This is a genomic window from Alteromonas sp. LMIT006, from assembly GCF_024300645.1.
In the GTDB taxonomy this organism is placed as follows: Bacteria; Pseudomonadota; Gammaproteobacteria; order Enterobacterales; family Alteromonadaceae; genus Opacimonas; species Opacimonas immobilis.
The window spans coordinates 1727306-1743132 of sequence record NZ_CP101291.1; the positions used below are offsets into that span (position 1 = coordinate 1727306).

Genomic DNA, 15827 nt, shown 5'->3' on the forward strand with positions numbered 1-15827 from the left:
CTATTTTTGACTACAAAAAATGCCCCCACCGCATGAAAACGAGTAGGGGCATTGGACACACACAATGATAAGGGAAATTAAGCCAGTTTAATGATGACCGCTTGCCATGGCTTCAATTGATAATGACCAGATTCGACCACTAAGTCATCGTAGTTATTCAATTTCACATCAGATGACAACAGTTCACTGTCTAAGCTGACCGTCTGGTTATCACTAGAATAGTTTAATAGGATCAATAAAGTTTCATCGTCCAACGTGCGGGTGTAACTAAAGATGTTTGGATCTTCTAGTAAATACACTTTAAACGCACCATATATTAATGATAAGTGATTTTTGCGAAATGCAGTCAACGAACGAAAGTAGTTCAAGGGCGATTTTGGATCAGCTTCTTGTGCCGCAACGTTGATAGTTGGGTAATTTGGGGTCACTTTTAACCAAGGTTTACCTTGGGTAAAGCCTGCATTCGTCGAACTGTCCCATTGAATCGGAGTGCGCGCATTGTCTCTGCCACTGAGTTTATGAGAGTCAAGTAATGCTTGGGTATCACCGCCTTCTTGCTCGGTTAATTTATACCAATTGATGGTCATCAAATCGTTATAATCTTCAATGCTCTCAAATCGAGCATTGGTCATACCGATCTCGTCACCCATGTAATAATAAGGGGTGCCTCGCATAGTTAGGAGCATCGTACTGAGTAGTTTAGATGACGCTTCACGATGCTCATCACTGTCATCGCCAAACCACGATACTTGACGTGGAAAATCATGATTAGTATGCCATGTTGTGCCCCAACCAGCGTGATCAAACTCAACAGCCCAATCGCATAATATCTTTTTATATTTTACGAGATCACGATGGTCAGAGTTGACCATTTTCCTTGAATCTAACCCTAGCTCAACATGTTCGAAATGATAGTTCATATTGAGTTCTTGACGTGTTTCGTCTACGAGATCGTGGATGTTGTGAATGTGCGTACCTGGCCCTTCAGCCACCGTCATAATATCGTAGTGTTGCAACACTTCACGATTCATTTCGTGTAAATACTCATGCAGACGTGGTCCTTGGGCATACACATCAATCATTGCTTCGCCATGGACACCTTCAAAGACCGGATAACCATCATGTTTAGAGATAAAGGTGATCACGTCCATGCGGAAACCATCGATGCCTTTTTTGAACCAAAAATGCATCATGTCATAAATCTCAGCACGGACCTTGGGGTTTTCCCAATTTAAATCCGGTTGTTCTACCGCAAAATAGTGTAAGTAGTAAGAGTTGGTCGCTTCATTGAAACGCCAAGCACTGGCGTCAGGGGCAAAAAAGCTCCAGCGCTCTGGTGGAGTACCATTTTCAGCCGGCCACCAATGGAAATAGTCGTAATACGGGTTATCTCGGGATTGAATGGCTTGTTGGAACCAGTAATGTTCGCTGGAGCAGTGGTTGACAACAAGGTCCATGACAACCTTGATACCACGTTCATGCATACCCTTGAGCAATTCGTCAAAATCCGCCATATCGCCAAACTCTGACATGATGTCGCGGTAATCTGAAATATCATACCCATTATCGTGATTAGGCGATTTATAAATTGGGTTAAGCCAGACTACGTCAATACCAAGTGATTCAATGTAGTCAAGACGGTTTATAATTCCGCGTAAATCACCTATGCCGTCACCATTACTATCCTGGAAAGAACGCGGATAAATTTGATAAACCACGGCCTCTTTCCACCATTCACGATTCATATTGGATAATAACATCGAATAAAGTCTCCACTGCCACCTGAAGTCAGCACCACCCAGGTGTTAATTAATTGTTATCAAAAGAAGATGGCAATTCTAAACTTAATCGTTTAAGAGTGCAATTTGTTTGGCTGAATAAAGGTAAAATTATTGTAATAAAATGCGTTCATTCCCAATTATGTGCTGTTTGACTAACCATGAGATAACCGGTTGTTTTTTGAACAAGAATAAAATCAAAGATGTATAGGCAAAACAGAGGGCATTTGCTACCATAATTGCATCATTTGATTGGTCTAAAAAAACAACAAAATGCATCTAACGTGTCAACACATCTCGAAGTCCTATCACGATGGTGATGATTGTATTCATGTTCTTCAAGACATTAACTTTGAGGTCGCAGCAGGTCAATCCATGGCAATTGTTGGCAGTTCAGGCTCCGGTAAAAGTACGCTGATGCATATTTTGGGTGGCTTATCCTCACCAACCTCTGGTTCAGTGTGTGTTGGTGAGCATAATTTAGCTGATTTAAGAGATGATGAGTTAGCAAAAGTACGCAACCAATACATTGGCTTTGTATATCAATTCCATCATTTATTGCCTGAGTTTACCGCGCTTGAAAACATTGCAATGCCTTTACTTATTCGTGGTGTGGCACGCCATCAAGCTATGCAAGAAGCACAGCAATGGTTATCCCAGATTCGGCTTGAAGACCGCGCTGAGCACTTTCCCGCACAGTTATCAGGAGGTGAGCGTCAGCGCATAGCCATTGCTCGTGCAATGATCACAAAACCCGCGTTTTTGCTTGCCGATGAACCGACAGGCAACCTTGATGAAAGCAATGGTCAAGTCATCTTTGAATTGTTACTCGAGTTGCAGTTCAGTCATCAGACGGCATTAATTATTGTTACGCATGATATGAATTTAGCTAAAAGCCTTGAACGTCAGTATATTTTGCAACATGGACAGCTTACCTTATGTCCCTAGCATGGTTCCTCGCTAGACGCTTTCGCGCACACGCGCTGCAAGGCAGTAGTCGATTTATCAAAAATGCAGCGGTGACAGGCATTGCTTTGGGGTGTTGCGTATTAATCGTGTTGTTATCCATTCTCAATGGGTTTGAGCAGGCGCTTAAAACACGATTGCTGGCCAGTATTCCTCATGCAGAGTTGTTTGCAGTAGAGAATAATGGTTTACCTGACGTGGCTCAATCAGTCATGGCAATTAAGCAACAACAAGGTGTTACCAATGCGTTTGCTTACAGTAAAGCAAGCGCGATGTTGCAGCGTGACAATCAGTTGGACGCATTGCAACTATTAGGATTACCGCTCGATAGCAAGCAACATCCGTTGTTTAAGTTTCGCACTGATTATGCACAAAATGCGATTTCTGATGCCGCCCATCCCTTGATTTTTTTGGGTAAACAACTGATTGCCAGCCACCAATACTTACCAGGGGATACGGTTGAGTTACTTCTGCCAAATCCGAACGACCCCAACTTTCGTTCTCCACAACTCGTTCGATTCACCTTAGCGGGTGAGTTGTATATTGGTGGAGGCGCAGACAATATTATTGGGTTAGTGGATCTGACTAGTTTACAATCACAGCTAGAACTTACCCATGCTGCTCAAGGGATCCAGATTTATTATGATGATCCTTTTGCGGCACAGGCAATGACTTATCAAATTGGTTACCAATTTCCATATCCAGTGTATATGTCTGATTGGACTCGTACCCATGGGCATTTATATCAAGACATACTATTGGTTGAATTTATTGTGTACTTGGTCTTAGGGTTAGTCATTGCCGTAGCTTGTTTTAATATCGTGGTAACCTTAATGATGACGGTAAAACACAAGCAAAAACAAATTGCCATTTTAAAAACCATGGGGATTGCACGTCAGGTACTTGTGTATACTTTTGTTTTATCTGGTTTGCAAAGCGCACTGACGGGGATAGTGGTGGGATGCGTATTCGGTATTATGATAGCGTTGAATCTATCGGATGGGGTCCAAATACTACAAAACGCATTGGATGTATCTTTGTTATCGGCAGATGTGTATTTTGTAGATGCTTTACCAGCACAGTTGCTTTGGAGTGATGTGTGGCTGACCGCCTTAATCGCGGTAATGTTGGCATTACTGGCAACGTATTACCCAGCGAAAAAAGCCGCGAGCATCGTCGCGGCAGAGCATTTACACTAGATCTTTACGTCCTCTACATCCGGGTCATTGAAGACGCTTTCGTCCAATTCACCTTCAGACTTGGCGACAATGCAGGCAACCATGCAATCCCCAGTAACATTGACGGCAGTCCGCGTCATATCTAATAAGCGGTCTACACCGATAATTAAGGCAATGCCTTCAACCGGCAAATTCACTTGTTGCAGTACCATGGCGAGCATAATTAAGCCAACACCTGGCACACCGGCTGTACCGATTGAAGCTAAAGTTGCAGTAAGGATCACCAGCAAATAATCCGTCACCGACAAATCCACGCCATAGACTTGTGCGATAAAGACGGTTGCAACCCCTTGCATAATAGCCGTGCCGTCCATGTTAATGGTGGCGCCTAAGGGGATGGTGAAACTGGCAACGCTTGGTTGCACCCCAAGCTTTTGTCGGGCAGTTGCCATCGTGACAGGGAGGGTGGCATTAGAACTTGAAGTACTAAAGGCAAACAAACACGTTTGCTTCATTTTATTTAATAGCATTCGCGGGTCTAATCCCGTAAGAGTTTTGAGTAAAACAGGATAGGTAACTAAACCATGGAATACTAAAACGAAGAATACTAAGAAAAAGTATTTCGCTAAACCTAATATGGTATCGAAGCCTATACTGGCAAATAATTTTGCCATTAATACAAAGACACCATAAGGCGCAATGGCCATGACCATCGATACGATTTTCATCATGACGTTATTCAAGTCGTTAAACGCGGCCTTTATGCGCTCTCCGGAGTCACCAGCCAAGGTCAAAGCTACACCAAAAATGACTGCAAACACAATGATTTGCAACATATTACCTTGTGCCATCGATGCAATCGGATTGGATGGAAACATATTGACAAAGACTTGACTCAAAGCAGGGGCTTCTTTGGCGCTATAGGTTGCCTCTGTGGTCAGATTCAGCCCTTCACCTGGCGCGATAATCAATGCCGCAATAATAGCAGAGCTAATGGCGATGGCAGTGGTCGTGATGTAAAGAGCGATGGATTTACCGCCTAATGAACCGAGTTTTGCCGGCTCAGATAAACTGGATGTGCCGCAAACCAGTGATATAAATACGAGTGGCACGACTAGCATCTTTAAACTGGCGATGAAAATTTGACCTAAAGCACCGAATAATCCATCCACTACATTATCGTTGAGCGAGACTCCAGCAATCACCAAATCGCCCGACTCGCCAAACACAGCATTTAAGAGTAAACCGGCTGCCGCACCGGCTACCATGCCGATAAAAATACGAACGGTTAAGCTGAGTTTTTGAGGTTCTGTCACGTTGTTTCCTTTTGTTATTCTTATCTAATGACAAGCAGATTACCGTAACAAAACCTCAGATACAACGACCTTAATCTTGTTGAAAGGAATAGACACTGCCCAAGCCAAGGATTTGGGTCAATTCATCTAAAGCAGTGTAGGATTCGGTGAGCAAATTAGGATCAGCCAAATCGGCTGGAGCTAATTCGTCTCGATAATGTTTATCCACCCATTGATACAACACTTCAAACTGCTCAGAGGTTAAGAAACACTTGGGGTTTACTGCTTTTAGTTGAGCTTTATTTAGGGCTACGCGTAACCGGAGGCAGGCCGGTCCACCGCCGTTTTTCATAGATTGCTTAACATCCAAATAATGAACGTGTTTAATCGGTGTCCCCGCGTCAGTGAGTTTGGATAAATACGCATGTACGGCGGCATTTTCACGACATTCTGTGGGCGCTATTAAGGCCATGTGAACGTCGTCTTGTTCACGATTAATGGTCAGTAACTGGGTATTAAATAAATAGCTTTTCACGGCATCTTCCACACTTACTTCGACGGTCGGGACCTCAATAAAATGCATATCTTTTATACCTACAGTCTCTCCTTTCTGAGCTAATTCAGTTTTAACTTGCACGGTATTGTGAAACGCCTGTTCATGGTAAAACAAAGTATTTTGATTCCCCACTGCAATCACGTCATTGTGAAACACACCTTGGTCAATGACGTCGGGATTTTGCAGTGCAAATACGCACTGGTTTTCATTTAAGCCGTGCAGACGCGCAACCGCTTGTGAGGCTTCTAACGTGTGACGCGCTGGAAATTTGGTAGGCGCGGGTACATCGGGTCGCATGGCTGAGCGGCCGTAGACAAAAAACTCGATACCAGTCTGGTCATATTGAGCACAGAAGCGAGTGTGATTCGCAGCGCCTTCATCGCCAAAGCTGTCTTGTTCAGGTAAATGGGTATGATGCGCAAAATGTGCCTCGTCTGAGAATACCGACTTGAGGATTGCGCCAGTTTGCGTCGGTTCAATGCTCCGATGCAGTTTATTATTTAGGTTCGCAGGCGTAAAATGCACTTTTCCATCTGCAGTATCGGCACTGGGAGACACCGTTGCGGCATTGGCTGTCCACATAGAAGAAGCCGAGTACATTGCCGCTAACAAAGCCGGTTCGGTTTTGGCGACCTTGTTGATGACTTGAGTATCACTGCCACTAAAACCCAGACGTCGTAAAATATTGATATCAGGTCGAGCGTTAGGGGCAAGTACACCTTGGGGCAAGCCTAATTCAGCCACTGTTTGCATTTTGCGGAGTCCTTGCTGGGCTGCAGCTTTGGGTTGACTGGTGCCTTTGGCATGTTGTTTGGATGCGACATTACCATAAGATAGGCCAGCATAATTATGTGTTGGGCCGACTAATCCATCAAAATTGACTTCTACGCCAGACATACAAGTTTCTCCAAAAGTATGATCGCTTGCTAGGCAACAAGCATAGTATAAGGATATAAATAAGGCGCTAGATTACTGTTAAAGCGTTGAGATGGCAAATTGATTTTATAAAAAAATCAATAAAATTAATGGCTTACATCACTTAAAGTGGGTAAGTATGAAGATTTTCTTGTTTTATATGCAATTTACCGATATATCTTTAAAAAGAGATTGAGTATCAAATTTCCCCGTGTACAGCCAGATTTGTACAGTTATATATATGTTTTTCAAAGGATAAGCGTTTTCTCATGGCAAAATCATTAGTCATAGTCGAGTCACCCGCCAAGGCGAAGACCATAAATAAATATTTAGGTAAGGATTTTATCGTAAAATCCTCCGTCGGACACATCCGCGACTTGCCAACCAAAGCATTGGGAAAAGTAGAAGCAAAGATCCCAGCTAAAGAATTAAAAACCTGGCCAGAAAAGAAAAAAGAAGAATATTTAAGACGCCATGAATACATGAAGTTGGTGGATCGTATGGGGGTCGACCCCGAAAATGATTGGCACGCCCATTACCAAATTCTACAAGGCAAAGAAAAGGTGGTCACCGAACTCAAAAAACTCGCCAAAGAAGCAGACACTATTTATCTTGCAACGGATTTGGATAGAGAAGGTGAGGCCATTGCGTGGCATTTGCAAGAGTTACTTGGTGGCAAAGGCAAAACATTCCAGCGCGTGGTGTTTAATGAGATCACTAAATCGGCCATCCAAGATGCGTTTAGCGCCCCAGGCGAAGTCAATATAAATCGGGTCAACGCTCAGCAAGCACGTCGCTTTTTGGACCGTGTAGTGGGCTTTATGCTATCGCCACTATTGTGGAAAAAAGTGGCTCGAGGGTTATCCGCCGGTCGCGTGCAATCGGTTGCCATGCGCTTGGTGGTTGAAAAAGAACGCGAAATCAAAGCCTTTACCCCAGAGGAGTTTTGGGATATTCACGCTGATTTGCGTTATTCAACAGTGTCGCTGACTGATGTTCAACTCAAAATGTTGGTCGCCAAATACCAAGATAAGGCATTTAAGCCGACCAACAAAGCAGAAGCGGAAGCGGCGACTTCTGCATTGCAAGCTCAGCAATATGTGGTTTCAGCAAGAGACAGTCGACCTACAACGTCAAAACCAAGTGCCCCATTTATTACGTCTACCTTACAACAAGCAGCTTCTACACGCTTAGGTTTTGGTGTTAAGAAGACGATGATGCTGGCACAACGCTTATATGAGGCGGGACACATCACCTATATGCGTACTGACTCAACGAATCTATCCAAAGAAGCCGTGAGCAGTGCACGCGATTTTATTAATGAACACTTTGGCGCTCCTTATCTTCCATCGCAGCCGAACATCTATGGTGCTAAAGATAACGCACAAGAGGCTCACGAAGCCATCAGGCCGTCAAATGTGAATGTGCAAGGGGCAAGCCTGTCTGACATGGAAAGAGACGCACAGCGTCTTTATGAGCTCATCTGGCGTCAGTTTGTTGCCTGTCAGATGACCCCTGCTAAATATGACTCAACCACTTTACGCGTGAAAGCCGGCGATTATGAATTAACGGCTAAGGGGCGCGTATTGAAGTTTGCCGGGTGGACCAAAGTGCAAACGCAGATCAGCAAAAAAGGCGAAGACGTTACCTTACCTGATGTCAAAGTAGGGGATGTGCTTGCGCTTGAAAAGCTCGATCCCCAACAACATTTTACCAAGCCACCAGCGCGTTTTAACGAAGCATCTTTGGTTAAAGAGTTAGAAAAAAGAGGCATCGGTCGACCTTCGACTTACGCCAGTATTATTTCTACCATTCAAGATCGTGGATATGTGCATTTAGACAATAAACGCTTTTACGCAACGAAGATGGGCGAAATCGTTACAGACCGTCTCTCGCAAAACTTTGCTGACTTAATGTCCTATGACTTTACCGCCAAAATGGAACAACGCCTCGATGATGTTGCGCACGGACATAAAGCTTGGAAAGACGTATTAAACGCCTTTTATGATGATTTTTATGCCTTATTGTTGATGGCAGAAAAACCAGAAGAAGACGGCGGCATGCATGCCAATAGTGCGGTACAAATCGAACTGGATTGTCCAGAGTGTTCGCGTCCGATGAATGTTCGTACCGCAAGCACAGGCGTGTTTTTGGGGTGTACAGGATACAACTTACCTCCCAAAGAGCGTTGCACTAAAACCTTAAACCTCACACCTGGCGATGAAGCCGTTGCTGTGGTAGACGAGGAAGATTTTGAGACTGAAGCGCTGCGTGCTAAAAAACGCTGTCCTTTGTGTGACACCGCGATGGATAGTTATTTGGTAAACGAAACCACCAAACTCCATGTGTGTGGAAATACGCCCAATTGTCCAGGTACTGAGATTGAGAAAGGCACATACAAGATCAAAGGTTATGATGGCCCCGTCTTGGAATGCGACAAATGCCAGTCTGATATGGAGCTCAAAAACGGCCGTTTTGGCAAATATTTTGATTGTACTAACGAAGCATGCAAAAACACTCGTAAGTTACTCAAAAACGGGGAGCCTGCTCCACCGAAAGAAGATCCGGTGCATTTGCCAGAATTACCATGTCAAAAGTCGGAAGGAGCCTATTTTGTTCTGCGTGATGGCGCATCAGGTATTTTCTTAGCTGCGCATAACTTCCCTAAATCTAGAGAAACGCGAGCACCTTTAGTCAGTGAGCTTAAACGCTTTAAGGACCGTATCTCGCCTAAGTTTTATTACCTAGCGGATGCACCAGCAAAGGATCCTGACGGACAACCTGCTATTGTTCGTTATAGTCGCAAAACCAAACAGCAATACGTTATGTCAGAGAATGAAAACGGTAAAGCATCAGGTTGGGCTGCTTGGTTCCAAGAAGGTAAATGGGTAGTTGATGATAAACGCAAGAAAGCGAAGTAATTTCATTTCTTAAGCGACAAAAGTTAGATATTAAAAAAGGCACTTCATTGGGAAGTGCCTTTTTGGTTTGAATGATTCAAGTCATTCGACTAGTCAACACTTGCTGGTCTAGTCATTGGAGCTTGTGCACGATTCACGACTGAGGCAATCGCTGCTTGGCGTGCAGTGCGAGCAATAGTCGGACGAGATGCATCATTTAATACGTTGATAACGATATCGCCAAACTCACTTTCTAACGCTTTTGGTAAAGCAGTAGGATGTGATGCTCGAGCTTTACTTGGTAATGCAGCTTGTTTAGTCGGTTCTGCATCCACTAACTTAGCTGGTTCAGCATCCACCGGGGGGTGAATATCAATACCCGGCTCAGTGACTGTCTCAGTAACGGCAATCTCGCTTTCAGCGACCATTTCCGTGACACTCGCCGTTTCCACTGCTTGGGTAACTTCAGCCGAGGTCGACGGTTCAGCTTGCTTACCAGATTCGGCCATAATAGTCGCATCTTCGTTTTGTTCACTCACGACTGGCTCAACAACGTCTGATTCAACCGCATCGTCCAGTGGCAGTTCTGCTTGCGCCTGTTCTTGTTTGCGTTTTTGCCCCGCTGCACGTGCATGCCGTGGTGAGCGGCGAGAGCGAGTACGACGCTCTTTGTGTTCAGAGGCTTCATTCTCAGTGTTTTCAGCAGTATGCTCTGACACCGACTCCGTTGCAACAGCTGAATCAGTGACTGGTTCAGGTTGCTCTGCCGCTGTATCCGGCGCTGAAGGTATTGTAACAGGTGCTTGAGTAGACTCAGATACGTTAGGAGTCTCGGTAACGCTTTCTTGCACAACCACTGATGAATCTAGTTCACCATTACTTTCTGCTTCAACTGGCGCTACACGAACCGACCTGCGATTATCGCGACGCTTGCGACGTTCACGTGGTGGCTTGCTGACTGTTTCCGCTTCAGCAGCTTCACTGGCTGCACGTTTTGTCTCATTGCGCTCTGTTTTTGCATTGCGGTCTCTTTTGTCATGCTGTTCGTTGCGTTCGTTACGCTGAGAACGACGTGATTTAGACTTGCGTTCTTTATCTCCATGATCCCCACGCTCTTCCCCATCACTCTTGTTAGAGCGTTTGCTTTGCGTGCGCGCTTGACCATTACGTCCATTGCGCGCTTGATTGCGACGGTTGGTATTGCGACGTTGATTCTGGTTACGGCCACGACCTTTGCCTTTCTTGGCAGGAGCTGGTTTCGGCGCGAACAAAGCGGTTAACCAAGCAATAAATTGAGTTAATATGCTTGGGGTACTCTCAACTTTTGGTGCGGGTGCTTGTGGTGGCGCAGCCATTCCTTGCAAAGCGGGTTCTTCACGTTTAACTGGTGCGGCTGCCGCAGCAGACTCTTGTTTTGCTTCAACCGATTCGGTTAATTCAAGTTTGTAACTGATGTCAGTTAATGCATCTTCTGATCGACGACGATTGATCTCGAAGTGTGGAGTGGTCAAGTTCACATTTGGCAGTACCAAGATTTGAACTTTATTACGCTCTTCTAGTTGACGTACGGCTTTACGTTTTTCATTCAAAATATACGTTGCAACATCGACCGGTAATTGCGCTTCAACTTGCGCCGTGTTGTCCTTGATGCATTCTTCTTCAATGATGCGCAAAACGGAAAGCGCTAATGACTCTGTACCTCGAATCGTACCCAGACCAGTACAACGAGGGCAGACATTATGCGCCGACTCACCTAATGATGGACGCAAGCGTTGACGTGACATCTCCAGTAAGCCAAAACGTGAAATGCGGCTTAATTGCACACGCGCGCGGTCACCACTGACTGAGTCTTTCATGCGATTTTCGACTTCACGCTGATGCTTATTCACAGACATGTCAATGAAGTCAATCACCACAAGACCACCTAAATCACGTAAGCGCAGTTGTCTAGCGATCTCTTCGGCGGCTTCTAAGTTGGTATTAAACGCTGTTTCTTCGATATCGCCACCTTTGGTCGCCCGCGCTGAGTTAATATCGATTGAGGTTAATGCTTCTGTTGGATCAATAACGATAGACCCACCAGAGGGTAGACGTACTTCGCGTTTGAAAGCTGATTCGATTTGGCTTTCAATTTGGTAGTGGCTAAATAATGGCACTTCACCAGTGTATAGTTTGACGCGATTAGCAAAATCAGGACGCACCAATTTAATATGCTGCAAGGCCTGCTCGTAGACAGACTTCTTGTCGATGACAATCTCACCCACATCACGACGCAAATAATCGCGAATAGCCCGTACAATGACGTTTGATTCCTGGTGAATCAAAAAGGGTGCAGGGCGGTCTTGAGCAACATCAGATATTGCCTGCCAATGGGTTAATAATACCTTGAGATCCCATGCCAACTCTTCAGCTGATTTACCCACACCTGCGGTGCGGACAATCAGTCCCATACCTTTGGGTAGGTCAAGTTGATCTAAGGCAGCTTTTAAGTCTGAGCGCTCATCGCCTTCAATACGACGAGAGATACCACCCGCCCGTGGGTTATTAGGCATCAGGACTAAATAAGAACCAGCTAAACTAATGAACGTAGTCAGGGCTGCGCCTTTCTGGCCACGTTCTTCTTTGTCGATTTGAATGATGACTTCTTGGCCTTCTTTGACGGCATCCTTGATGTTTGGACGTCCTTCAAATGTGTAGTCATCTGGGAAGTAATTTCTCGCGATTTCTTTGAGTGGTAAAAATCCGTGACGCTCAGCGCCATAATCAACGAACGCCGCTTCTAGGCTAGGTTCTACGCGAGTGATGGTGCCTTTGTAGATGTTGGCTTTTTTTTGTTCATGGCCGGGGCTTTCGATGTCTAAATCATATAGCTTTTGACCATCAACAAGTGCAACACGCAGTTCTTCTTGCTGCGTGGCATTGATGAGCATTCTTTTCATATTGTCATATTCTCAATTACGCTGACGCATGAGAATTAGGGCAGGGCTGTGTCCACACTTATAGTGGTCTGTTCAGACAAAGATATATACACCATGTTCACAACATGGCTTTGCTCCGCTAATTTGTGCATAGCGGGAATAAATTATCTCGTTTTTCTCTTTTAGGTATCTACATCAACCTAAAATTGCTCTAATTCTGATTAGTTTGCATCAGCAAAGGTCTTATAAAAAAATGCACAAGCGCAAACGGAGTTAGTTCTCTGTGCGTTGTGACAACGTGTCATGCTTTGTAAATACCGTGTGTTCGATGGCTTGCTATGTGCATGACGTGCGGTTTGTATTAAGTTAGTAGTGTTCGCATTATGGCGAGAGACACTTGCTTATGTAGCTTCGTACCAAAAATACAATTTCGCTGTGCATATTATCGCCTGTATTTGGAATTACTGCAACAAAATTCCATGCATGATCATAAGCTTATTGATATAATCCGCACCATGAATCAAGAATCATCTCCCCAAGTCCGCTTTGTTAACGTTGACAATGATATGTCAGGGCAACGCATTGACAATTTTTTGATCACTTATCTTAAAAGTGTCCCTAAAAGTTTGGTTTATCGCTTGTTGCGCAAAGGCGAAATCAGAGTGAACAAAAAGCGCATTAAGGCTGAATATAAATTACAGCCTTCTGACATCATTCGAATTGCCCCAATTAAGATTGAACAGAAACATACGGATCAACTCAATCCTAAACTGGATAAAATCGCATCATTAGAACAGGCAATTTTGTTTGAGGATGATCGAGTGTTAGCGATAAATAAGCCCTCTGGTCTTGCCGTGCATGGTGGCAGTGGGCTTAATTTTGGCATGATTGAAGGGCTCAGAGCGTTGCGTCCACAGCAAGATTTTTTGGAGTTAGTGCATCGCCTTGACCGCGATACATCCGGCGTGATTTTGGTCGCTAAGCGCCGTTCAGCTTTGCGCAGTTTGCACGAGCAGTTACGGGAAAAACAAATGCAAAAGCGTTACCATGCGATTGTCCACGGCCATTGGCCAGAACATCGGCACAAGGTTAAGGCGCCTTTGTACAAGAATACTTTACAATCGGGGGAACGGGTTGTGGTGGTAAGGGAAGATGGCAAACCCAGTGAAACACGCTATCGTGTGTTACAGACGTTTTGCGATGCTACTCTGGTTGAGGCTTCACCGATTACTGGGCGTACCCATCAGATCAGAGTGCATTGTCAAAGTGCAGGGCATGCCATTATTGGCGATGTAAAATACTGCGAGCCTGAAATCAATAATCAATATGCACAGAATGGCTTTTCCCGACTCGCTTTACATGCGGCTACGCTGTCTTTTATGCATCCAGCTACCCAAGAGCCTATGCGAATTATGGCTAAATACGACAAACCGTTTAAATATGTGATCCAACAACTTGAAGCCTTGTCAAATCAATCATGAAGCAACCTTATAAGTGCATTATTTTTGACTGGGATGGCACGCTGATGGATTCTGCTGATAAAATCGTTAACACGATGCAAGAAGCGGCGAGGCGTTCGGATTTGGCTGTCCCTTCTGCCCCTGCTGTTCATCAGATTGTCGGGATCAGCTTAACTCCTGCAATCGCACGTTTATTCGGTCTGTCTTGTCCAGTTAAAACACAAGAAGTTGTTGAGCATTATAAGTCAGTTTTTGTGTCATATGACCAAACGCCTTGCCCGTTATTTTTAGGTACCGAGCAATTATTAGAAAACTTAATTGACAAATATCGCTTGGCAGTTGCTACTGGTAAAGCGCGAAGGGGGTTGGAGCGTGCTTGGCAGCATACTCAGACAAAAAGTTATTTTGTTGATTCATGCTGTGCCGATGAGGCTGAATCTAAGCCATCACCGGATATGCTGTTACAGATCCTAGAACGGCAAAAGCTGGCGCCTGAAGAGTGTCTGATGGTGGGGGATACATCCTTTGATATGCAAATGGCGCAAAGCATCAATATGCCAAGGGTTGGGGTAAGTTACGGTGTGCATTCGGTGGCGCAACTCAACCAACACAATCCCGTTGCAATCATTGACTCACCCATCGAGTTACTTAACTGGCTCTAGGACATCCACACCGAGTTCGAACAGGATGGCGGTTAACTCAATCAGCGGTAACCCGACCAGCGTATTGGTATCGCGACCGTTCAAAAATTTGAATAAAGCGATACCTAATCCTTCTGATTTAAAACTCCCCGCACAATCAAACGGTTGCTCACGGTCGACATACCCCTCAATCTGCTCTTGAGTCAAATCGCGAAAGCCAACAATAAAGGGCTCGACAATGGTTTTTTCAAATTCTTGTTCGGGCAAAAGCACACACAAAGAGGTATAAAATGTGACCGTTTGACCGCTGCATTGACGTAATTGGGCAATCGCATTGTCGCGATTACCGGGTTTGGTCAAAATAGTATTATCTATGCATGCGACTTGATCAGAAGCAATGGTGATGGCATTAGGTTGTCTGGCTGCTACCACTTTGGCTTTCTGATATGCTAATCGGTGCACTAAAGCAGCGGGTGACTCATCTTTAGCTGGCGTTTCGTCAATCTCTGGGGACACAGAATCGTAGCTGAGTCCAAGTTGGTTTAACAAAGTGCGACGATATTTTGATGATGAAGCTAATATAATTTTTTTCATAGATGGTATATCGTTAGAAAATGAATAAAATAAACGATCAATCCACTATATATCCTTTGACAGTTGTTGTGCAAATCTATAATATGCGCGCCGTATGCAGAAAGTTAAATTGCCAAAATACCTTGATCCGGTCAAAGCCGCTACCAAGCGTTCTGAGTATTCAGGCGTAATGGTGTCGAAAGACATGCCAAGGTGGGAAGCGTCCGTCGCTTCATGTGATGAGTTTATCCAAGTGGATGTTAAGTTTGCAAAAGACGCGCAGGGTCTTACTTACTTCCAAGGCGAACTCAGCACAGGGGCTCAACTTATCTGTCAACGTTGTAATTCAATCATGCCGCAAGCGACACAAGTGGCTTTTTGTTTCACTCCCGTGCAGGGGAATGAACTTGAGCACGATGAATTACCTGACGCTTACGAACCGGTTGCCGTCAACGAACACGGAGAAGTGGACTTGGTGCAATTATTCGAAGACGAATTGATTATTACTTTGCCAATTGTACCTGTTCATGCAGAGGATGAGTGCAGTGTTACGCAAAACGATATGACGTTTGGTCAACTTGAACCGGAACAGGAGCGTGAAAACCCATTTGCGGTTTTACAAAAACTTAAGCGAGACCAGGAGTAAA

11 protein-coding genes are annotated in these 15827 nt (G+C 44.6%); 6 read left to right on the forward strand and 5 right to left on the reverse strand.

From position 1 onward, the window contains the following. Positions 1 to 77 precede the first annotated feature (77 nt). The gene (locus NLG07_RS08065) at positions 78 to 1760 is read right to left on the reverse strand and encodes an alpha-glucosidase (protein WP_254854957.1); all 1683 of its coding nucleotides are present in this window, start codon (positions 1758 to 1760) and stop codon (positions 78 to 80) included. 291 nt (positions 1761 to 2051) lie between these two features. Between NLG07_RS08065 and NLG07_RS08070 the strand changes: the two genes are divergently transcribed. Both NLG07_RS08070 and NLG07_RS08075 read left to right on the forward strand, forming a co-directional pair. Further along, the gene (locus NLG07_RS08070) at positions 2052 to 2726 is read left to right on the forward strand and encodes an ABC transporter ATP-binding protein (RefSeq protein WP_254854958.1); all 675 of its coding nucleotides are present in this window, start codon (positions 2052 to 2054) and stop codon (positions 2724 to 2726) included. Beyond that, the gene (locus tag NLG07_RS08075; RefSeq protein WP_254854959.1) at positions 2717 to 3943 is read left to right on the forward strand and encodes an FtsX-like permease family protein; all 1227 of its coding nucleotides are present in this window, start codon (positions 2717 to 2719) and stop codon (positions 3941 to 3943) included. Before NLG07_RS08070 ends, NLG07_RS08075 begins: the two co-directional genes overlap by 10 nt. Here the strand turns inward: NLG07_RS08075 and NLG07_RS08080 are convergent. After that, positions 3940 to 5238 (reverse strand): dicarboxylate/amino acid:cation symporter, encoded by a 1299-nt coding sequence (locus tag NLG07_RS08080; RefSeq protein WP_303049196.1) that lies wholly within the window; start codon positions 5236 to 5238, stop codon positions 3940 to 3942. The two genes, NLG07_RS08075 and NLG07_RS08080, sit on opposite strands and share 4 nt — an antisense overlap. A 70-nt stretch (positions 5239 to 5308) precedes the next feature. Then, complete coding sequence (gene astB, locus NLG07_RS08085; protein WP_254854960.1) at positions 5309 to 6670, reverse strand: N-succinylarginine dihydrolase; 1362 nt, start codon at positions 6668 to 6670, stop codon at positions 5309 to 5311. A gap of 287 nt (positions 6671 to 6957) precedes the next feature. Here astB and topA point away from each other — a divergent pair, with 287 nt between their 5' ends. Then, a complete protein-coding gene (gene topA, locus NLG07_RS08090) occupies positions 6958 to 9609 on the forward strand; it encodes a type I DNA topoisomerase (protein WP_254854961.1) in 2652 nt (883 codons plus the stop codon). 89 nt (positions 9610 to 9698) lie between these two features. On the opposite strand, the gene rne is transcribed toward topA, so the two are convergent. Then, the gene (rne, locus tag NLG07_RS08095; RefSeq protein WP_254854962.1) at positions 9699 to 12527 is read right to left on the reverse strand and encodes a ribonuclease E; all 2829 of its coding nucleotides are present in this window, start codon (positions 12525 to 12527) and stop codon (positions 9699 to 9701) included. Positions 12528 to 13021: 494 nt separating this feature from the next. On the opposite strand from rne, the gene rluC reads away from it, so the two are divergent. Next, complete coding sequence (gene rluC / locus NLG07_RS08100; RefSeq protein WP_254854963.1) at positions 13022 to 13987, forward strand: 23S rRNA pseudouridine(955/2504/2580) synthase RluC; 966 nt, start codon at positions 13022 to 13024, stop codon at positions 13985 to 13987. Beyond that, positions 13984 to 14628 (forward strand): HAD family hydrolase, encoded by a 645-nt coding sequence (locus NLG07_RS08105; RefSeq protein WP_254854964.1) that lies wholly within the window; start codon positions 13984 to 13986, stop codon positions 14626 to 14628. Before rluC ends, NLG07_RS08105 begins: the two co-directional genes overlap by 4 nt. Here the strand turns inward: NLG07_RS08105 and NLG07_RS08110 are convergent. Further along, positions 14611 to 15201 (reverse strand): nucleoside triphosphate pyrophosphatase, encoded by a 591-nt coding sequence (locus NLG07_RS08110; RefSeq protein WP_254854965.1) that lies wholly within the window; start codon positions 15199 to 15201, stop codon positions 14611 to 14613. The genes NLG07_RS08105 and NLG07_RS08110 overlap by 18 nt on opposite strands. 94 nt (positions 15202 to 15295) lie before the next feature. Between NLG07_RS08110 and yceD the strand changes: the two genes are divergently transcribed. After that, positions 15296 to 15826: a 23S rRNA accumulation protein YceD gene (gene yceD, locus NLG07_RS08115; protein ID WP_254854966.1), complete on the forward strand. Its 531-nt coding sequence runs from the start codon at positions 15296 to 15298 to the stop codon at positions 15824 to 15826. Position 15827: the final 1 nt, after the last annotated feature.